Below are 19066 nucleotides of genomic sequence, written 5' to 3'. Positions count from 1 at the left end.
TCATGACTAAGGAGTGGTTATGCAGCATTTGATTTTTGTCTACGGCACGTTACGCAAGGGAGAGTACAACCATCAGTATTTGCGCTCGGCGCAGTTTCTTGGTTTACATGAAACGGATGCTCAATTTGCAATGTATGACTTAGGCCCTTATCCAGCGTTGTCTGATGGGCAACGCTCGATTCAAGGTGAAGTGTACCTGATTGACAGTGAAACCTTATCTGAGCTAGATAGGTTAGAAGATGTGCCAGTGGAATATCGCCGAGAGAGCATCGTTACGCCTTTTGGCCAAGCTTGGATCTACTTATATCAAGATACTGAGCAGCTAACCGAAGAAATCGCTTCCGGAGATTGGTGTCAAAAGGTGTGAGCTATACTGACATTATCAATAGCAACGAGCTAAACACTAAGGAGTCACGATGAAAGCATTCGTAATTGGAGTAATGGCGTTGCTTCTTGCTGCATGCGCACAAACAACACTACCGACTTCGAATAATGTGACCGATTGGCAAGTGTTTGGTAAGCAGTCAGCTTTAGATGGATTACGGGAGTTATCTGAGGAGCGAATTGCGAAGCTGGATGATGTTAACCATGCGACGCCAGAACTGATAATGGCTTATCAAGCGGGTTACCAGCAAGGCAAACAAGAGTATTGTGAGCAAAGTGCTTATATGCTCGGTGTTATCGGGCGGCCGTATTTTGGCATTTGTGATGATGTTGACCCCTTCTTTCAACATGACTACGACGCTGGACGAATGTCTTCAGCAGGCGCACCTATCTAGTTGACACAGGTAAGATGAAAGCAAAAGAGCTGCCCTAGAGCAGCTCTTTTTAATTTTGTATCAGCAGTGATGCTTATTTTTTCTGAGCTCGTTCGTAAGATTCTAGGATTTCAGCTTTGGCGGCAGCAACATCTGCCCAACCATCCACTTTCACCCATTTGCCTGCTTCAAGCTCTTTGTAACGCTCAAAGAATTGCGTGATCTGCGCTTTCAGTAGTTCTGGGATATCGTCCACATCTTGGATGTGCTCGTACTCTTTCGAGATTTTTGAGTGGGGAACCGCAAACACTTTTGCATCTTCACCCGATTCATCTGTCATCTTCAAAACGCCAACAGGACGGCAGCGAATGACTGAACCTGGCATGAGTGGGTATGGTGTTGGTACCAATACGTCGACTGGGTCGCCATCAAGAGACAGGGTATTGTTCACGTAGCCATAGTTGCATGGGTAGAACATTGGTGCAGACATGAAACGGTCGACAAATACAGCACCAGAGTCTTTATCTACTTCGTACTTGATTGGATCTGCATTTGCAGGAATTTCGATAACGACATAGATATCTTCAGGCAGCGACTTGCCTGCTGGTACATGGTTTAAGCTCATTAGAATATTCCTTTTCATTAACGATGAGTCACACAAAAGCGGCTTCATCTGATGATAAATTCGCGTTTCACTTTAGCGACAAAAACGCGACAGGTAAACACCTGCCGCGTTGGACAAAGGTCTGAAATTATTCTTCGTCGCGGTGCAGTTCAAGGAACTCTTCAACTTTGCGAACCATGTTCTTCGAACCCACAAAGAAAGGTACACGCTGGTGCAACTCAGTAGGCTTGATGTCCATAATGCGATTCACGCCGTCCGATGCAATGCCCCCAGCTTGCTCAATGAGGAATGCCATAGGGTTACATTCGTAAAGCAGGCGTAGCTTGCCTTGTGGGTGGCTTTGTGTGCTTGGGTAAAGGTAGATACCACCTTTCAGTAGGTTGCGGTGGAAATCAGCAACCAGCGAGCCAATGTAGCGAGAAGTGTATGGGCGACCGTCTTCTGGCACGTTTTCTTGGCAGTACTTGATGTACTTCTTCACCCCTTGAGGGAAACGAATGTAATTACCTTCGTTGATGGAGTAGATCTTACCATCATCAGGAATCATCATGTTTTCATGAGAAAGACAGAAGCTGCCGATAGATGGGTCGTAAGTAAAGCCGTTTACGCCGTTACCAGTTGTGTATACCAACATGGTGGAGGAGCCGTAAATCACGTAGCCCGCAGCCACTTGCTTGTGACCAGGTTGTAGGAAGTCTTCTTCAGTTGGTGGAGTACCGATTGGAGAAACACGACGGTAAATCGAGAAGATAGTACCAACAGAGACGTTCACATCGATGTTAGAAGAACCATCAAGTGGGTCCATCAGTACTACATATTTGGCGTTTTGGTTGAGTTCTTTATTGAACGCAACTGCTTCGTCTTCTTCTTCACTGGCAACGCCACACACTTGATCACGAGCTTCAAGCGCGGCTTTGAACTTATCGTTCGCGTAAACATCGAGCTTTTGCTGATCTTCACCTTGGACATTTTCCGTGCCTACAGCACCAGTGATATCACCGAGACCCGCTGCGTTGATTTCGCGGTTAACGATTTTTGCAGCTAAACGAATGGAGGCTAAAAGGGATGATAGATCACCGCTAGCGTGGGGGAAATCCGCTTGTTTTTCGACAATGAACTCGCCTAGGGTGCGCAGTCCTGACATGGTTAATCCTTACATTTTCATTTCATTGGGGGTAGTGCGCAAGTGAGCATCTCTTTATGGATGTTAAACGATTGCGCTGGATGTAAGTTTAAGTCGCAGATCTTTTTAATGGTAATGAAGTAACTGTTTGAGATCTCAATTTATTTGTAGACTTGTTTGAGGGATTCATCAGTAAGCAAGAGGTTGTACAGTCTGTGTTCAACCTTGTCATATTTGTGAAAGGGACTGCAAGAAGAAGGCTAAAGTCACTCGCTTTTCAGGCGGTAATCGCGATAATGAAAGCATTAAAAAACGCATTACAAGGTTTAGTTTATGCACATTCATATCTTGGGTATCTGTGGCACATTTATGGGCGGCGCAGCGATTCTAGCGCGCCAATTAGGACATAAAGTCACTGGTTCTGATGCCAACGTTTATCCGCCAATGAGCACACTGCTTGAGTCTCAAGGTATTGAAATTATTGAAGGCTTTGACCCGTCTCAACTCGACCCTCAACCAGATCTTGTGGTGATTGGTAATGCGATGAGCCGTGGCAACCCTTGTGTCGAGCATGTGCTCAACACTAACATGCGTTACACCTCTGGCCCGCAGTGGCTCAACGAGTTTTTGCTGCATGATCGTTGGGTATTGGCGGTATCGGGTACACATGGGAAAACGACCACGTCGAGCATGCTTGCTTGGATACTTGAAGATTGTGGTTATCAACCGGGTTTCTTAGTCGGTGGGGTACTCGGTAACTTCGGAGTGTCTGCTCGTTTGGGTGAAAGTATGTTTTTTGTCGTTGAAGCGGACGAATATGACAGTGCTTTTTTCGATAAGCGTTCTAAGTTTGTGCATTACCATCCTCGCACTTTAATCATGAACAATCTTGAGTTTGATCATGCCGACATCTTCGATGATCTAGAAGCGATCAAACGCCAATTCCATCATTTAGTGCGAACTGTACCGGGCAATGGATTGATCTTAGCGCCGAGGCAGGATCAAGCGTTAGCGGATGTATTAGAGCGTGGTTGCTGGACAGAAAAGCAGTTTTCAGGTGTTGATGGCGACTGGCAAGCGCACAAATTAGTGCTTGATGGCTCAAAATTTGACGTTGCGTTGCAAGGTGAGAAGGTTGGTACCGTCGAATGGAATTTGGTGGGTGACCACAATGTGGATAATGCGCTGATGGCAATCGCTGCTGCACGACATGTTGGAGTCACTCCGGATCTTGCTTGCCAGGCATTAGGGCGTTTCATCAATACCAAGCGCCGTTTAGAGCTGAAAGGTGAAGAACAAGGTGTGACGGTTTACGATGATTTTGCGCATCACCCAACGGCAATTGAACTTACTGTCGGTGGTTTGCGTAACAAGGTAGGTGAAAAACGCATCCTTGCTGTGTTAGAGCCGCGTTCTGCCACCATGAAGCGTGGTGTACACAAAAATACACTTGCAGAGTCACTACACAGTGCAGATGAAGTCTTCTTGTTCCAGCCAGATAATATCGAGTGGTCTGTGCAAGACATTGCTGATCAATGCAAGCAGCCAGCGTTTGTCGATGCCGATATAGATAACTTTGTAGCCAAGATCGTCGAACGTGCGCGACCAGGTGACCAAATTCTAGTCATGAGCAACGGTGGCTTTGGTGGTATTCACGGAAAACTTCTTGAGCAGTTAAAACAAAAAGCCTGATTGATATGCAAAACAAAACACAACCCTCTCATAAAAAAGCCATCACGTTGGCATTAACGGGTGCTTCTGGTGCTCCCTACGGCCTTCGTCTTTTAGAATGCTTGGTTGCGGCGGATTATCATGTCTACGTTCTGATTTCTTCGGCGGCTCGTGTTGTGATGGCAACCGAGCATAATCTTAAGCTACCAAGTGGCCCAGAAGCGGCGCAGCAAGCATTGGTAGAGCACCTGAACTGCAATCGAAATAACATCACCGTTTGCGGTAAAGATGACTGGTTCTCACCGGTTGCGTCTGGTTCTGCTGCACCAAAGCAAATGGTGGTTTGCCCATGTTCTGCGGGAAGCGTTGCAGCGATTGCGCATGGTATGTCAGATAACTTGATCGAGCGGGCCGCTGATGTGGTAATGAAAGAGCGCGGGCAGCTGTTGCTCGTGGTTCGCGAAACACCATTTTCAACGCTACATCTGGAGAACATGCACAAACTGTCGCAAATGGGCGTCACCATCATGCCAGCAGCTCCAGGCTTCTATCATCAGCCAAAGAGTATTGAAGACTTAGTGGATTTTATGGTGGCGAGAATTCTTGACCACTTAGGTATTGAGCAAGGTTTGGTGCCTCGTTGGGGTTATGACCAGCGCTCGTGAGCTGATTGTGTAACCACTCAAATACCTTTACAATCCATCCAACTCATCGGGGAGCAAACCCATTTAGCATTGAGTCAATCAATGCATTGGGGCGCTGAGACCTAAGTGTTTAACTAGGGACCCGTATTACCTGAACCAGATAATGCTGGCGTAGGAATTGAGTCTGGATATTGGAAGTCCTTAATAGCCGCCTCAAACCCTGTGCCGCTCAACTTATTTCTCTGAAATACTCATGGAGAGCGAGCAGTGAAACCCACTCTAAATCTGATTGCCCTAGCTGCAATCACCTCTACTTCAGCGTTTGCCGCTGAAAACACATTAACCATCTATACCTACGACTCTTTTGCCGCAGACTGGGGGCCGGGTCCTAAAATCGAGCAAGCTTTTGAAGCAAAATGTGGCTGTGACGTTAACTTCGTAGCGTTGGACGATGGTGTGTCGATTCTGAATCGTCTTCGTCTTGAAGGCGGTAATAGCAAAGCGGACATCGTATTAGGTTTGGATAACAATCTGATGGCAGAAGCGAAGAAAACCGATCTGCTTGCCGAGCACAATGTGGATACGGCTAACACAGTGTTACCAAACGGTTGGAGTGACACGACGTTTGTACCGTACGATTACGGCTACTTCGCGTTTGTGTACAACAAAGAGAAACTGGCTAATCCGCCGAAAAGTATGAAAGAGCTGGTGGAAACGCGCGACGATCTGAAAGTGATTTACCAAGATCCGCGGACTTCAACGCCGGGCCAAGGCTTAATGCTATGGATGAAATCTATTTATGGCGACGATGTGACGCAAGCGTGGCAGAAGCTAGCGAGCAAAACCGTAACGGTCACGAAAGGTTGGTCTGAGGCGTATTCTATGTTCCTCAATGGTGAGTCCGATTTAGTGCTTTCTTACACCACTTCACCTGCGTACCACTTAATTGCGGAAAACGATTCGAAGTTTGCTACGGCGAATTTTGCTGAAGGCCACTACATGCAAGTTGAAGTAGCCGCCAAAGTGAAAGGGGCAAAAAATTCAGAACTTGCTGATCAATTTATGAGTTTCATTTTAAGTGATGAGTTCCAATCGGCGATGCCAACGGGTAACTGGATGTACCCAGTCACTGACGTTGAGTTACCTAAAGGTTTTGAAACTTTGAGTGTTCCAAGCAAGTCGTTGAGCTTTAGTGCTGATGAAGTGGCAAAAATGCGTAAGTCTTGGATTCGCGAATGGCAAAGCGCATTGACGTTTTAGCTGACGTTTCCATCCTCATCTGAATGAGATAGGTTTTACCTTTGAATTCTGTTCCAAAAATAGGTTTAGGGGTCGCGATGATCATCGCGACCTTTGTTATTTCTGCCCTAGGTGCTTTGATTGTTCAAGCCCCTTCACTTGATGTGTCTGTGGTATGGGGCGACCCGTACTATCAACATGTCACCAAGTTCAGTTTCTACCAAGCGTTTCTTTCCACATTGCTCAGTGTTGGCTTTGCCATTCCAGTAGCGCACGCACTTTCACGTCGCCAATTTATTGGTAAATCATTACTGCTTAAGCTGTTTGCATCGACACTGGTTTTGCCGGTTTTGGTTGGTGTTTTTGGGCTGTTAGCGATTTATGGCAACAGTGGTTTGTTGGCGCAGTGGTTGCAAAGTTTCGACACTAAACTGCCATTTTCTATTTACGGTTTGAACGGCATTTTACTCGCCCATGTGTTCTTTAATTTACCTTACGCGGCACGATTGCTTCTGCAAGCCTTGGAGTCTATTCCTGCCGAGCAGCATAAGCTTTGCGCGCATCTTGGGATGAGCCATTGGGATAAGTTTCGTTGGGTAGAATGGCCGCGTTTAAGGCAGCAGCTTCCCCACGTTTGTGGGTTGGTGTTTATGTTGTGCTTTACCAGTTTTGCCACTGTAATGGCGTTGGGGGGCGGGCCAAAATCCACCACCATTGAATTGGCCATTTACCAAGCGATTAAGTTTGATTTTGATTTACAAGCTGGGGCGTTATTGGCGCTGTGGCAGATGCTGTTATGTGGACTGCTTGCTATTGGTGTGCAGAAGTTAACAAGGCCTGTTTCTATCAGTGCTGGAAGCACATCGGTACAGCAATATTTAACGAAGGATCATGGGTGGTCAAAAGCTTGGGATAGCTTTTGGATCATAGGTGCCTTTTTACTGGTAATACCGCCGTTATTGATGGTGTTACTGAGTGGCATCAACCAACAAGTTTGGACAGTATTAACCGATGAGCGTTTTTGGTTTGCGCTATTGAACTCCCTCAAAGTCGCCTGTGTCGCTAGCGCGCTTGCGGTCGCTGCAGGGGTGTCCATACTATTGACCAGTCGCCGTTGGCGGTTGCAGTACAAAAACACGCGAGCCGATCAGATAGAGTTAATCGGCACCATTATTTTGGTGACTCCAGGTCTGGTGATTAGCACCGGTTTATTCTTACTACTGCGCGCATTTACCGATGTTTTTAGCTTGGCATTTTTTGTCGTGATTTTGGTGAACGGTTTGATGGCTTTGCCTTACGTGATCAAAACGCTAGCGCAGCCAATGCTGCACATTGAACAACAGTATCAGTATGTATGTGCCAGCTTAGGCATGCGTGGCTGGCAACGGTTTAAAGTGGTGGAGTGGCAGGCGCTACGCAAGCCGTTTGCACATGCGTTTGCGATCAGCTTTATGTTTGCAATAGGGGATTTAAGTGCTATTGCGTTGTTTGGCGGACAAGAGTTCCGCACTTTACCTCTGTATTTGTTCCAGTTGCTTGGCAGTTATCAGATGGACGCAGCTGCGGTGGTATCGGTAACCCTATTGTTGTTGAGTGTGGGCTGTTTTGCCTTGATTGAGAAAGTATTGAAAACGAAGGAGAGAGCGTAATGTTAGTGTTGGATGATGTGCAGTACACCTACCAACGTGAACTGTTTCGTTTTGACTTAACGATTGAGCAAGGACAGATTGTATCGCTGATGGGACCAAGTGGGGCAGGGAAGTCAACCTTGCTGGCGTTGGTGGCAGGATTCATCTATCCTGACCGTGGTGATATTTGTGTTGATGGTGAGTCCATTGTGCGTAAAGAGCCTTATCTGCGTCCGTTCTCTATGTTGTTCCAAGAGCACAATTTGTTTGCTCACTTATCGGTGCGTGACAACATCGGTTTGGGCTTACACCCAGGGCTAAAGCTTACGGTGGACCAAAATCGTCAGATTGAACAAGCCGCGCAGCAAGTTGGTGTTGCAGAGTACCTCGACCGTTTGCCAGAGCATCTTTCTGGTGGCCAACGTCAACGTGTTGCCTTAGCGCGTTGTTTTGTTCAGCCTCATCCCATGTGGCTGTTGGATGAGCCGTTCTCGGCGCTTGATCCGGTGTTGCGTGAAGAGATGCTAGGCTTGGTAAAAAAACTGGCAGCAGAGCGGGGAATAACCGTATTGATGGTCACGCACTATTTAAGCGATGCCAAAGCGATTGCCAGCCACTTTGTGTTTGTGGCGGATGGTAAAGTGGAAGCCGCGGGTGATATGTCTGCATTGAGTGAACAGCATGCTAGTGAGAAGCTTGCGGCATTTATCCGAGCCGCATGCTAGTGCCTGATAGTTGCTAGGTTATGCTTCTCCGCAACACAAACCATGCCTAGGGCCAAATTCAAATTGAGATCTTAAGCTCATGATATGGTCAATCATTGCTTGTACGCGCCGTGGGCGGTTTGCTCCAGGACGATAGACTAGATAAATAGGCATTGGTACCGTGTGCCATTGCGGCAACACTCTGACTAAGGTGCCACTTTCTAGCTCTTGCGTCATGTTTTGCACAGGTAAGTTAGCGATGCCTAGTCCTTTAAGTGCGCCTTTCAATATTGCTTCTACAGTTGTACTTGAGAAGTTACTGGTTATTGAAACATTGACGGTATTATCGTGTGAGATCAGCGTCCAAGGTCCTATTTCTGAAACATATTGATACCTCAAACAGTTATGTTTTGTCAGGTCTTCTGGCGTTTCAGGTACGCCGAACTCAGCTAAATACTCAGGGCTAGCAGCCAGGACTCGAGTGGTATAGCCTAATTTTTTTGCGATCAATCGATCATCAACTATCTGACCGACTCGAATTGCCATATCAAAGCCGTGTGAAAACAGATCAACAAAATCGTTCGATGCTTCTAACGCAATTTGTACTTTTGGCCATTGTTTTAAAAATGGCAAAAAGATGTGTTCCGCCATATACGCATCCAACGCTGGTGGCGCGGAAATACGCAGCCGGCCTTGGATCTGTTGTTCCATCTCCTGTACGTCATGGCCAATTGAGTGGAATTCCTCAACTAAGCTTGCAGCACGCTCTAAAACCATTTGGCCAGCTTCGGTGATCACTAACTTTCGGGTTGTGCGCTCTAGGAGTTTGGCTTCAAAGTGTTGTTCGAGTTTGATTATGGCTTTACTAACAGTAGATTTTGGTAGGTTTAACTCCAGCGCGCACTTGGTTAAGCTCAGTAGTCGACAGCTTGTGACAAAGATAGAAAGCGTTCTAAAGTCAATTGTTTCTAAATTGCGAACAATCACTTTCAATTATCCATATTGTTTCAATATTAATCTGATTATAGTCTGGCACCTCATCCTTAGCCATCAAGTTATTGTCATTTGAGGTAAACAACATGTCCAACTCTGTAGACTTATTTTCTCCTATCGAACTCGGTCAATTAGCATTAGATAACCGTGCCATTATGGCGCCTTTAACGCGAGCTCGTGCTGGCGCAGACCATATTCCTAATGACCTTATGGTTGAATACTACGCTCAACGTGCGAGTGCCGGACTTATCATTGCTGAATGCACCATGGTGATGGAAGGTACGTCTGCTTTCATGGCAGAGCCGGGTATTTACAACGAAGAGCAAATCGCAGCTTGGAAAAAGGTAACGGATGCGGTTCATGAGAGAGGCGGTAAGATTGTACTGCAAATTTGGCATGCGGGACGAGCTTGTCATCCTGATCTGAATGAAGGAAAAACACCTGTAGCGGCGAGCGCATTGGCCATTCGTGATGAATTAGTCCATACCCCTTCGGGTAAGCAAGCATATACGGTACCACGAGCACTCGAAGTGGATGAGATAGCTTCCATTGTTGCGGCGTTTAAACAAGGTGCAGAAAACGCCAAGAAAGCCGGCTTTGATGGGGTCGAGATACATGGCGCCAATGGTTATCTTATTGATAACTTCCTTCGTGACGGTTCAAATTTACGTACCGATGAATACGGTGGTTCGGTTGAAAATCGTGCTCGATTTTTACTTGAGATAGTGAAAGAAGTCGTTGAGGTGTGGGGACCTGGAAGAGTCGGTCTGCGCACATCTCCGCTAAATGGATTTAATGACATGAAAGACAGTGATCCAGTTGGCTTGGTGCGTTACTTAGCAGAGCAACTTAATTCTTTCGATCTTGCTTATTGGCACGTGATGCGTGCGGATCTGAAAGGCGTACAAAAAGCAGATGTTCTCAAGCCAGCACGCGAAAACTATAAAGGTCACTTAATGGCGAACGTGGGCTACAGTGCACAAGAAGCGGCAACAGCAATTGCAGAAAACAAAGTTGATGTGGTCGCATTTGGCGTTCCCTTTATCGCAAACCCAGATTTAGTCGAGCGATTTAAGAAAAATGCACCTCTTAATGAGGCGAAACCAGAACACTTTTATTTGGGTGGAGCAGAAGGTTATACCGATTACCCAGTGATGGCATAACCCTTACTTGTTTAATATAAAAAGGACGCTAATGTTAGCGTCCTTTTTCGTTTTTGTATTTACTTAGCCTTGCGGTTTTACGACCATCACATTGATTGGAGAATATTCCACAACCTTACTCGCGACGGAGCCAAGCATTACTTTATTGATTTTAGAGCGCTTGTGACTTGGCATAATGATGAGATCAGCGCCTAAGCGTTCTGCATAATCTAGAATGGTCGCGTAGGCCTTGCCTTCAGCAACATGCACTTGGTAAACCACATCTTCAGCAATATGCTCATTAGCGAAAGTTTTTAGTTGCTGCTTCACGTCTTGCTTCATTTTGGCCGCAGCATCTTTCGGAAAGTATGTGGCAACCATCGACATGTGAATACCAGGTAGTACCGTCAGAAGATGGATTTGAGCATTTGCTTGCTTTGCCTGCCAAACCGCTAGTTCAACCGCTCGGTCTGAAAAGCCTTGGTCATTTAGATCAACCGGAACAAGAATTTGTTTGTACATTCAATGTCTCTCATTAAGGCCCCTTTATCCTCGGGGCCAAATCGGTTATGCGCTCAATTGTTCCTTACGAGCACGACGTTTTTGGTTCATTGCAAGCACCAGCAAAATCATTAAGCATGGTACAAACACCCACTCTTTCATCGGACGGTCTGCATCCTGGATAACCCACTTGATTTCCCAATCAAAGTCGATACCTGCAGATTCTGCTGGACTACCAAATTCAACCATATCGACAATCATTTTGTTGTCACTTTCGGTCAGCATTAGACCCATAGATGAAATACGTGCGTCTGCTGTTGTCGCACTGTCTTCGAATGGAAGACGAACCGTTTTCTCAATGTAGTCGCCCTCAAGGTTTTCACCGGCAACACGTAACTCCAATGATTCTCCTACATTTAGTGTTTCCGTGATTTGAGCTACCTCAACGCCAGGAGAAAGAACTTTCGCTGGGTACAGCATGTCCCACCAAAAACCTGGACGGAAAAACGAAAACGTCAGTACTAATAATAGGACTGTTTCCCACCACTTGTTACGCGTGAACCACCACCCTTGAGTTGCCGCAGAGAATATCAGCATTGCAATGATCGATGAGATGACCGTGAGTGCCAAATGCCACCAAGAGTCGATCCCCATTAACAATAACTGGGTATTGAACACAAACATGAACGGCAAAATAGCGGTTCGAATATCGTAAGTAAAACCTTGGATACCGGTACGAATTGGATCTGATTTCGCAATTGCGGCTGCTGCAAAAGCCGCAAGACCTACAGGTGGGGTATCGTCGGCCAAAATACCAAAGTAGAAAACGAACAAGTGCACCGCTATCAACGGAATAATCAAGCCATGCGCCGCGCCGAGCGTAACAATAACCGGCGCCATTAGCGTAGAGACCACGATGTAGTTCGCCGTTGTTGGCAGACCCATCCCCAGAACCAAGCTAATGATGGCGGTAAACAGCAGCATAAGAATGATGCTGCCACCAGAGATAAACTCGACGAAGTCGGTCATCACTAGGCCGATACCCGTTAGTGTAACAACACCAACAACGGTGCCCGCTGCCGCGGTTGCAACGCCGATACCAATCATATTGCGCGCACCAGAAACTAAGCTCTCGGCAAGATCGACAAAGCCATCTTTGGTTTGCTGAAGCATGTCACCTTGCTTTGACAGCAGTGCAATCAACGGACGTTGAGTCAGCAAAATGAAAATCATGAACACCGTTGCCCAGAATGCCGAAAGGCCAGGTGAGAAACGTTCGACAGTCAAACACCAAACCAATACGACGATAGGGAGTAGGTAGTGCAAGCCTGACTTAACGGTTGGGCCAGGATCAGGTACTTCTGTTAATTCTGCATCAATCTCAATTGCGCCATCTTGCACGTGATTTGCTGAGACTTTCACCAACCCAACGTACGCGATTAATAGTGCGACGGTAACAATTGGTGTCGCGGCATCACCAAAGACGTCCTTTGTCCAACCCACTCCGTAGTAAACCAATGCGCTGATCACACACAATCCTAAGATTGTGCCAGTAAAGGACAGCAGACTTTGTACTAGTGTTGGGTTGTGGCGACGAGGAAGGCCTGTCATGCCTGCTTTACATGCTTCAAGGTGAACAATGTAAATTAAAGCAATATAAGAGATTAGCGCTGGAAGTAGGGCAGCTTTAATCACCTCAACGTAGGAGATACCGACGTATTCCACCATCAAAAATGCTGCTGCACCCATGATTGGCGGTGTTAACTGACCATTGGTTGAAGCCGCTACCTCTACCGCACCCGCTTTTGTGCCGGGAAAGCCAACACGCTTCATCAGTGGAATGGTAAAGGTGCCAGTTGTTACTACGTTTGCGATTGAAGAACCAGAAACCAGACCAGATAAACCTGATGCAACAACGGCCGCTTTAGCTGGACCACCTTTCATATGGCCAAGCAACGAGAAGGCAACTTTAATGAAGTAAGCACCAGCACCAGCGCGTTCCAGCATTGCTCCAAACAATACAAACAAGAAGACAAAAGAGGTAGAAACACCTAGCGCAACTCCAAATACGCCTTCAGTTGTTAGCCACAAGTGAGACATGGCCTTGTTCAAGCTTGCCCCTTTGTGCGCGATAACGTCAGGCATGTAAGGGCCTGCAAAGGTGTAAGTAAGGAAAACAGCAGCCACGACCATTAATGGTGGACCAAGTGCTCGGCGTGTTGCTTCTAAAAGGAGGAGCATACCGATAACAGCAACAACGATATCAACTGTTGTCGGTGCGCCTGAGCGTCCTGCTAGCTCAGTATAAAAAAGGTATATATAGGCTGCTGAAAAGCTGCCAGCCAACGCGAGTATCCAATCAACAAGAGGGATATGATCGCGAGGAGAATTCTTCATCGCTGGATAAGCAGTGAAAGCCAAAAAGATCGCGAAAGTAAGGTGGATAGATCGCGCTTCCGTGTCGTTCAGTACGCCAAAATTGAAAATAAATGGTAACGGGGATGCGTACCATAATTGAAATAGTGACCAACACAGAGGAACAAACCAAAGGATTCGTCCTTGCATTCCCGAAGGGCTACGTGCACCTGTGTCTGCCTGAGCCACCATTTCTTGCACATCTTGTGACGGAGCTTGATTCGTCGCCATGTACTTTTTCCTTATTATTGATGGTCCTGTCTGATTTTTATCGAGAACCACACTTCGCCTCTATCAGTGTAGTGAATGGAGCGAAGTTTGCTTTCGAGTATTTTGCTGCCTGAACTCAAAGTGTTGATTGTTGGATACTCTGTTAGGCGGCGTTTAAGTTTTCTTGGGTATGAGCTCGCAGTTTTCAGAAGAAAACTGGCGAATGAAGCATACAGTTAGAACGTGCTACAACCTGTATGCTCAAACAGGCAGAAAATATTCTTTCCTGCCTGCCTGTATGTAGAGTCTGAGGAAATTACTTAATTAGACCCATTTCTTTGTAATATTTTTCTGCACCTGGGTGAAGAGGAATAGAAAGACCAGCTTTCACCATGTCTTCTTTCTTCAAGTTTGCGAATGCAGGGTGTAGACGTTTGAAGGTATCAAAGTTTTCAAACACAGCTTTTGCCACGTTGTAAGCGACATCGTCTGAAACATCAGAGGTCGTTACCATTGTTGCTGCAACACCAAAGCTGTTTACGTCTTTGTCTGTACCGCGGTACATACCAGCCGGTACTGAGCTAAAGGCGTAGTATGGGTTGTCGGCAACAATTTTATCGATTTTAGGGCCTGTTGCTGAAACTAGCTTCGCATCACATGATGTGGTTGCTTCTTTGATTGAACCGTTCGGGTGGCCGACCATGTAAATGAAGGCGTCAATTTTGTTATCACAAAGTGCCTGAGAGCGTTCAGAGCCTTTTAGCTCAGACGCCAATTTGAAGCTGTCGTTTGTCCAACCCATCGCTTCCATGACAACGCCCATCGTTGCACGGTCACCAGAGCCTGGGTTACCGATGTTTACTCGCTTACCTTTCAGGTCTTCAACGTTTTCAATACCTGAATCTGCACGCGCAATGATGTTGAAAGGTTCTGTATGAAGAGAGAACATTGCGCGTAGCTTCTTGTACGGGCCTTGTTCTTCAAACTTGCTCGTACCGTTGTAGCCGTGGTACTGCCAATCCGATTGCACGATACCAAAATCTAATTCGCCTGCACGGATAGTGTTAACGTTGTAAATTGAGCCACCAGTCGATTCTACTGAACAACGGATGTTGTGGTCTTTACGACCTTTATTTACCAACTTACAGATAGCACCACCAGTTGGGTAGTAAACACCTGTCACAGAGCCAGTACCGATGGTAATAAACTCTTGAGCGTTAACTGCGCCTGCGCCCATTACGGCTGCAGCGATAGCGCCTACTTTGAGAAGTTTGTTAAATGCCATGAATTTCCCTTCCTTATATTCATTATTTACCCGGAAATAACCATAAATCACTTCTGGAGTTTCCTATTTGGAAACGGCACCTTTTTCAATCCAATCGTTTGAAAAAGCGAGCGAATCATAACAAAAAATTGGCAGAAAATTATCCAATTGTTAAATGTTATAGTTGATAAGTCTGAATTTTGTATCAGGGGATAGGATTCAATTTGTGATTTAATTCTTTTTATAACAATTACTTAATTAACGTTTAGTGACTGAAATGAAAAAGATCAATTGCGTGATGTTAATCACAAAATGGGTGGTTAAATAATGATCGGAGTAAGCAAAAAATTTACATAAATTATGGGCTACAAAATGAGACTTCTTTTATAACCCACAATGAGTTAGCTGATTGAAGCTTTATAGAACTTAACCAGTATATTCGAACAGCTCGCACACTGATTTGAAGAGTTGCTCAGTCGTAATTGCCATGGTTGGCGTAATGAAAATGGTATCGTCACCTGCGACAACACCAAGAATACCTTCGGATTTACCGAGTGAATCAAGCAAGCGAGCAATCAACTGTGCTGCACCTGGGCCGGTGTGAATTACCACTAACGCTGCGTTACGATCGATGTCTAGTACCAGTTCACGCAGAGAGCTGCTGACTGTTGGGACACCTAGCTCAGCAGGAAGACAATAAACCATTTCCATTTTTGCATTGCGCGTACGGACGGCGCCAAATTTAGTCAGCATACGTGAGACTTTAGATTGGTTGATACTCTCAAACCCTTGCTGTTTGAGTGCGTCAACAATCTCGCCCTGTGAGCCAAAGCTTTCTTCTTTTAACAGGGCTTTAAAGGCGCGAACTAAGTTGTCTTGTTTTTCTGAATTGCGCATAGTCATTACAAATCTCTTATTACGGGTCAGCAATTTTGCATATTCTCGCATATATATTCAGGCGGTGCCAAAGAGTCCCAGGATTATGTTAGATGCGTCACTGTAAACTATATACCACATAGAATTCTTTAGCGCGCTGAAGTAGGGCTGTATCTGTTTTCTTGAATTCCTTGTCATTTCAACAGAATAAAAGAATAATCCAAGCCCCATTTGTAGCACGGTAACAGCGAGTTGCGCGAGGTCGCAAAGCTAGCGTTAATTGATTGTAATCAAGTTGTGATTCCGATAGCTTTATTTAAGTTGGTTACAAACTACCCTACGAATACGTTTATAAGAGAAATACTCTCAAGGAGAACTACATGAAAGTAGCCGTTATTGGTGCCGCTGGTGGCATCGGTCAAGCCCTGGCCCTTCTACTTAAGAACCGTCTTCCTGCTGGTTCTGATCTAGCCCTATATGATATTGCTCCAGTAACTCCTGGTGTGGCCGCTGATCTTAGCCACATCCCTACGCCAGTTTCTATCAAAGGTTACGCTGGTGAAGATCCTACTCCAGCACTAGAAGGCGCGGATGTTGTGCTAATTTCTGCTGGTGTTGCGCGTAAGCCAGGTATGGATCGTGCGGATCTATTTAATGTAAACGCTGGTATCGTTAAATCGCTAGCGGAGAAGATTGCGGTTGTTTGTCCGAAAGCTTGTGTTGGTATCATCACAAACCCTGTAAATACAACAGTGCCAATTGCTGCTGAAGTTCTTAAAAAAGCGGGTGTTTATGATAAGCGTCGTCTATTTGGTGTAACAACGTTGGATGTTATCCGTTCAGAAACGTTTGTTGCTGAGCTAAAAGACAAAGATCCAGGTGACGTTCGCGTGCCAGTAATTGGTGGTCACTCTGGCGTAACGATCTTACCTCTACTGTCTCAAGTAGAAGGTGTTGAGTTTACAGCTGAAGAAGTAGAAGCATTAACGAAACGTATTCAAAATGCAGGTACTGAAGTTGTAGAAGCTAAAGCGGGTGGTGGTAGTGCAACACTATCAATGGGCCAAGCTGCATGTCGCTTTGGTCTGTCTCTGGTTCGTGCTCTTCAAGGTGAAGAAGGCGTAGTTGAGTGCGCTTACGTTGAAGGCGACGGCGAACACGCGACTTACTTCGCGCAACCTGTGAAACTGGGTAAAGAAGGCGTTGAAGAAGTACTAAGCTACGGCAAACTCAGCGATTACGAAAAGTCTGCATTAGACGGTATGCTAGAAACACTAAATGGCGACATCAACATTGGTGTTGAATTCGCAAAGTAATCTAGAAAGCCTATATAAGAAGAAAGCCGATCATTTTGATCGGCTTTTTTGATCCTTGATTTATCAACTTCGTAAAAATGGTCGAATAAAACCACGTAGTGAAGGAGAAGATGATGGAAGCGAGTCGAATCCGTAAAGGCATGGTTGTTGAGTGCCAACAAGGCGTCGGTACGATATTAGTGGTCGACCATGAAGCAGAGACGGTATTGTTGTCCAAACAAGGGACTGAACAGCAGCTCGCCGTTAGCTTTGATGAAATAGAAGATGATCCACAACTGCATGGCGGTAGTGACAGATATTACTAGCGCCTCCGGCGTCGTCATTAGGTATCAAACGTAAAAAAGGAAGAGCATGCTCTTCCTTTTTGCTATAAGTCTTGCGTTATGGGTAGCTATTGATTACTTCGTGCGTTGTACTGCGACATGAGCCAGAGTAACAAGCGCTTGTTTGTATTCAGACTCTGGCAACACTGATAGTTCTGCGATTGCTTTGTCTGCTTCTTCTAGAGCTTTTTGCGTTGTGTATTCCAGAGAGCCCGCTTCTTTCATGACCGCAAGAATTTCTTCTAAGCGATCCATGCCATTCGCTTTCTCAATTGCTTCACGAATCATGATGGCGTTTTCTGGTGTGGTATTACGCATAGCATGGAGTAGAGGCAAAGTTGGCTTGCCTTCGGCCAAGTCATCACCCACATTTTTACCCATGTCTTCGCCATCAGAAGTGTAATCCATGACGTCATCAATGAGCTGAAACGCAGTGCCTAGATACTTACCGTAATTTTGCATTGCGATTTCCACATGCTCAGGAGCATCATTTAAGATTGCACCGATTTGAGTTGCGGATTCAAATAAGCGCGCAGTCTTAGAGTAGATGACTTGCATGTAGCTTTCTTCTGTCGTGTCAGGGTCGTTACAGTTCATCAACTGCTGTACTTCACCTTCGGCGATCACGTTTACGGCATTGCTCATTAGTTTAAGGATCTTCATGGATCCTAGTTCCGTCATCATCTGAAATGAGCGTGTATAGATAAAGTCCCCAACTAATACGCTAGCCGCATTGCCAAATGCTGCATTCGCAGTGGCTTTACCACGGCGCATGTCTGATTCATCTACCACGTCATCATGCAGCAAAGTCGCTGTATGGATGAACTCAATAAACGCAGCTGCCATTGTATGACCATTGCCTTGGTAACCAAGTGCACGGGCTGACAGTATCGCTAAAAGCGGTCTTAGACGTTTGCCTCCACCACTCACGATATAAAAACCGAGCTGGTTGATTAAAGAGACATCAGAATTAAGTTGGGCTTGAATTGTTTCATTCACTTTTGCCATGTCATCGGCAGTAAGCGCTTGGATAGTTTTAAAATCCATCGTATATCCGGCTGAAGTTAGACCCTGCAAGGCTTATTCGATTTATATAATTGTCGAATAATACACTAAAAAACGTTGATTAATACATTACTAAAGGGCATGATTGCCGCACTTTTCTTTGGCGATTAGCTTTTCGCCAATTTTTTCAAAATATGGCTTGTCATAGGAGCATCTATTCTGTAGAATCTGCGCCCTATTGATGATTAGTTTAGCGCACACCCTCAAGAAAGGCTGTGCGGAAAAAGCGGAGTAAAATATGTACGCTGTTTTCCAATCTGGTGGTAAACAACACCGTGTAAGCGAAGGTCAAACTCTTCGTTTAGAGAAATTAGACGTTGAAACTGGTGCAACTGTAGAATTTGATAAAGTTCTTCTTGTTGCTAACGGCGAAGACATCAAAGTTGGTGCTCCTCTTGTAGAGGGCGGCAAAATTGTTGCTGAAGTTGTACAACACGGTCGTGGCGATAAAGTTAAAATCGTTAAGTTCCGTCGTCGTAAGCACTCTCGTAAGCAACAGGGTCACCGTCAGTGGTTCACTGAAGTGAAGATCACTGGTATCAACGCTTAATCTATTAGGAGAGTTTAAC

Annotated in this window: 19 protein-coding genes and 1 riboswitch; of the genes, 11 read left to right on the top strand and 8 right to left on the bottom strand. The window is 45.6% G+C overall.

The window, feature by feature from the left end; all coding sequences use genetic code 11:
- The first annotated feature begins 19 nt into the window (after window positions 1-19).
- Together R7E47_RS10035 and R7E47_RS10030 are read left to right on the top strand one after the other, a co-directional pair.
- A complete protein-coding gene (locus R7E47_RS10035; protein WP_005379626.1) occupies window positions 20-367 on the top strand; it encodes a gamma-glutamylcyclotransferase in 348 nt (115 codons plus the stop codon).
- A gap of 49 nt (window positions 368-416) precedes the next feature.
- The gene (locus R7E47_RS10030; protein ID WP_017633454.1) at window positions 417-779 is read left to right on the top strand and encodes a DUF2799 domain-containing protein; all 363 of its coding nucleotides are present in this window, start codon (window positions 417-419) and stop codon (window positions 777-779) included.
- 73 nt (window positions 780-852) lie between these two features.
- Here R7E47_RS10030 and ppa read toward each other — a convergent pair whose 3' ends face one another.
- Together ppa and fbp are read right to left on the bottom strand one after the other, a co-directional pair.
- On the bottom strand, window positions 853-1383 hold the full coding sequence (gene ppa / locus R7E47_RS10025; protein ID WP_005379635.1) for an inorganic diphosphatase: 531 nt from the start codon (window positions 1381-1383) through the stop codon (window positions 853-855).
- Window positions 1384-1510: 127 nt separating this feature from the next.
- Window positions 1511-2527: a class 1 fructose-bisphosphatase gene (gene fbp, locus R7E47_RS10020; protein WP_005383114.1), complete on the bottom strand. Its 1017-nt coding sequence runs from the start codon at window positions 2525-2527 to the stop codon at window positions 1511-1513.
- 312 nt (window positions 2528-2839) lie between these two features.
- Here fbp and mpl point away from each other — a divergent pair, with 312 nt between their 5' ends.
- From mpl to thiQ, 5 genes are all read left to right on the top strand, one after another.
- Window positions 2840-4198 carry a UDP-N-acetylmuramate:L-alanyl-gamma-D-glutamyl-meso-diaminopimelate ligase gene (gene mpl / locus R7E47_RS10015; protein WP_171345712.1) on the top strand — a complete coding sequence of 453 codons (1359 nt, stop codon included), beginning with the start codon at window positions 2840-2842 and terminating at the stop codon, window positions 4196-4198.
- Between the two features lie 5 nt (window positions 4199-4203).
- Window positions 4204-4842 carry a flavin prenyltransferase UbiX gene (locus R7E47_RS10010; RefSeq protein WP_005379640.1) on the top strand — a complete coding sequence of 213 codons (639 nt, stop codon included), beginning with the start codon at window positions 4204-4206 and terminating at the stop codon, window positions 4840-4842.
- A gap of 37 nt (window positions 4843-4879) precedes the next feature.
- Window positions 4880-5016, top strand: a riboswitch (TPP riboswitch).
- A gap of 72 nt (window positions 5017-5088) precedes the next feature.
- Window positions 5089-6081, top strand: coding sequence for a thiamine ABC transporter substrate binding subunit (thiB, locus tag R7E47_RS10005; protein WP_005379642.1), 993 nt, complete (start codon window positions 5089-5091; stop codon window positions 6079-6081).
- Window positions 6082-6122: 41 nt separating this feature from the next.
- Window positions 6123-7709 carry a thiamine/thiamine pyrophosphate ABC transporter permease ThiP gene (gene thiP / locus R7E47_RS10000; RefSeq protein ID WP_140367199.1) on the top strand — a complete coding sequence of 529 codons (1587 nt, stop codon included), beginning with the start codon at window positions 6123-6125 and terminating at the stop codon, window positions 7707-7709.
- Complete coding sequence (thiQ, locus tag R7E47_RS09995) at window positions 7709-8413, top strand: thiamine ABC transporter ATP-binding protein (protein WP_213891729.1); 705 nt, start codon at window positions 7709-7711, stop codon at window positions 8411-8413. Before thiP ends, thiQ begins: the two co-directional genes overlap by 1 nt.
- Before the next feature lie 18 nt (window positions 8414-8431).
- Here the strand turns inward: thiQ and R7E47_RS09990 are convergent, their stop codons facing one another.
- Entirely contained in the window at window positions 8432-9379 is a 948-nt protein-coding gene (locus R7E47_RS09990) for a LysR family transcriptional regulator (protein ID WP_213891730.1), read from the bottom strand.
- Window positions 9380-9471: 92 nt separating this feature from the next.
- Between R7E47_RS09990 and R7E47_RS09985 the strand changes: the two genes are divergently transcribed.
- On the top strand, window positions 9472-10548 hold the full coding sequence (locus R7E47_RS09985; RefSeq protein WP_053349696.1) for an alkene reductase: 1077 nt from the start codon (window positions 9472-9474) through the stop codon (window positions 10546-10548).
- Between the two features lie 63 nt (window positions 10549-10611).
- Here the strand turns inward: R7E47_RS09985 and R7E47_RS09980 are convergent, their stop codons facing one another.
- The 4 genes from R7E47_RS09980 to argR all read right to left on the bottom strand — a co-directional run bounded on the left by R7E47_RS09980 (window position 10612) and on the right by argR (window position 15814).
- A complete protein-coding gene (locus tag R7E47_RS09980) occupies window positions 10612-11049 on the bottom strand; it encodes a universal stress protein (protein ID WP_005379654.1) in 438 nt (145 codons plus the stop codon).
- A 45-nt stretch (window positions 11050-11094) separates the two neighbouring features.
- On the bottom strand, window positions 11095-13674 hold the full coding sequence (locus R7E47_RS09975; protein ID WP_017820274.1) for a TRAP transporter permease: 2580 nt from the start codon (window positions 13672-13674) through the stop codon (window positions 11095-11097).
- A gap of 295 nt (window positions 13675-13969) precedes the next feature.
- Complete coding sequence (locus tag R7E47_RS09970) at window positions 13970-14938, bottom strand: TAXI family TRAP transporter solute-binding subunit (protein WP_005379657.1); 969 nt, start codon at window positions 14936-14938, stop codon at window positions 13970-13972.
- Window positions 14939-15343: 405 nt separating this feature from the next.
- Window positions 15344-15814 carry a transcriptional regulator ArgR gene (gene argR / locus R7E47_RS09965; protein ID WP_005379659.1) on the bottom strand — a complete coding sequence of 157 codons (471 nt, stop codon included), beginning with the start codon at window positions 15812-15814 and terminating at the stop codon, window positions 15344-15346.
- A gap of 359 nt (window positions 15815-16173) precedes the next feature.
- Here argR and mdh point away from each other — a divergent pair, with 359 nt between their 5' ends.
- Both mdh and R7E47_RS09955 read left to right on the top strand, forming a co-directional pair.
- The gene (gene mdh, locus R7E47_RS09960) at window positions 16174-17109 is read left to right on the top strand and encodes a malate dehydrogenase (RefSeq protein WP_005379660.1); all 936 of its coding nucleotides are present in this window, start codon (window positions 16174-16176) and stop codon (window positions 17107-17109) included.
- A gap of 113 nt (window positions 17110-17222) precedes the next feature.
- The gene (locus R7E47_RS09955; RefSeq protein WP_005379661.1) at window positions 17223-17414 is read left to right on the top strand and encodes a hypothetical protein; all 192 of its coding nucleotides are present in this window, start codon (window positions 17223-17225) and stop codon (window positions 17412-17414) included.
- 93 nt (window positions 17415-17507) lie between these two features.
- On the opposite strand, the gene ispB is transcribed toward R7E47_RS09955, so the two are convergent.
- The gene (gene ispB / locus R7E47_RS09950) at window positions 17508-18479 is read right to left on the bottom strand and encodes an octaprenyl diphosphate synthase (RefSeq protein WP_005383097.1); all 972 of its coding nucleotides are present in this window, start codon (window positions 18477-18479) and stop codon (window positions 17508-17510) included.
- Window positions 18480-18735: 256 nt separating this feature from the next.
- Here ispB and rplU point away from each other — a divergent pair, with 256 nt between their 5' ends.
- Window positions 18736-19047 (top strand): 50S ribosomal protein L21, encoded by a 312-nt coding sequence (gene rplU / locus R7E47_RS09945; RefSeq protein WP_005383096.1) that lies wholly within the window; start codon window positions 18736-18738, stop codon window positions 19045-19047.
- The last annotated feature ends 19 nt before the right edge of the window (window positions 19048-19066 follow it).

Origin of the sequence: Vibrio sp. Vb1026, from assembly GCF_033338745.1 — a bacterium.
In the GTDB taxonomy this organism is placed as follows: Bacteria; Pseudomonadota; Gammaproteobacteria; order Enterobacterales; family Vibrionaceae; genus Vibrio; species Vibrio alginolyticus.
The sequence above is the reverse complement of the archived record's forward strand: the minus strand, read 5'-3'. Positions and strand labels throughout refer to the sequence as shown.

Coding starts and splice junctions, on each gene's coding strand:
- R7E47_RS10010 (WP_005379640.1), top strand. CDS start 4,204: ATGCAAAACAAAACACAACCCTCTCATAAAAAAGCCATCACGTTGGCA.
- R7E47_RS09955 (WP_005379661.1), top strand. CDS start 17,223: ATGGAAGCGAGTCGAATCCGTAAAGGCATGGTTGTTGAGTGCCAACAA.
- ispB (WP_005383097.1), bottom strand. CDS start 18,479: ATGGATTTTAAAACTATCCAAGCGCTTACTGCCGATGACATGGCAAAA.
- R7E47_RS10030 (WP_017633454.1), top strand. CDS start 417: ATGAAAGCATTCGTAATTGGAGTAATGGCGTTGCTTCTTGCTGCATGC.
- mpl (WP_171345712.1), top strand. CDS start 2,840: ATGCACATTCATATCTTGGGTATCTGTGGCACATTTATGGGCGGCGCA.
- R7E47_RS09985 (WP_053349696.1), top strand. CDS start 9,472: ATGTCCAACTCTGTAGACTTATTTTCTCCTATCGAACTCGGTCAATTA.
- ppa (WP_005379635.1), bottom strand. CDS start 1,383: ATGAGCTTAAACCATGTACCAGCAGGCAAGTCGCTGCCTGAAGATATC.
- argR (WP_005379659.1), bottom strand. CDS start 15,814: ATGCGCAATTCAGAAAAACAAGACAACTTAGTTCGCGCCTTTAAAGCC.
- R7E47_RS09975 (WP_017820274.1), bottom strand. CDS start 13,674: ATGGCGACGAATCAAGCTCCGTCACAAGATGTGCAAGAAATGGTGGCT.
- mdh (WP_005379660.1), top strand. CDS start 16,174: ATGAAAGTAGCCGTTATTGGTGCCGCTGGTGGCATCGGTCAAGCCCTG.
- R7E47_RS09980 (WP_005379654.1), bottom strand. CDS start 11,049: ATGTACAAACAAATTCTTGTTCCGGTTGATCTAAATGACCAAGGCTTT.
- R7E47_RS10035 (WP_005379626.1), top strand. CDS start 20: ATGCAGCATTTGATTTTTGTCTACGGCACGTTACGCAAGGGAGAGTAC.
- fbp (WP_005383114.1), bottom strand. CDS start 2,527: ATGTCAGGACTGCGCACCCTAGGCGAGTTCATTGTCGAAAAACAAGCG.
- rplU (WP_005383096.1), top strand. CDS start 18,736: ATGTACGCTGTTTTCCAATCTGGTGGTAAACAACACCGTGTAAGCGAA.
- R7E47_RS09970 (WP_005379657.1), bottom strand. CDS start 14,938: ATGGCATTTAACAAACTTCTCAAAGTAGGCGCTATCGCTGCAGCCGTA.
- thiQ (WP_213891729.1), top strand. CDS start 7,709: ATGTTAGTGTTGGATGATGTGCAGTACACCTACCAACGTGAACTGTTT.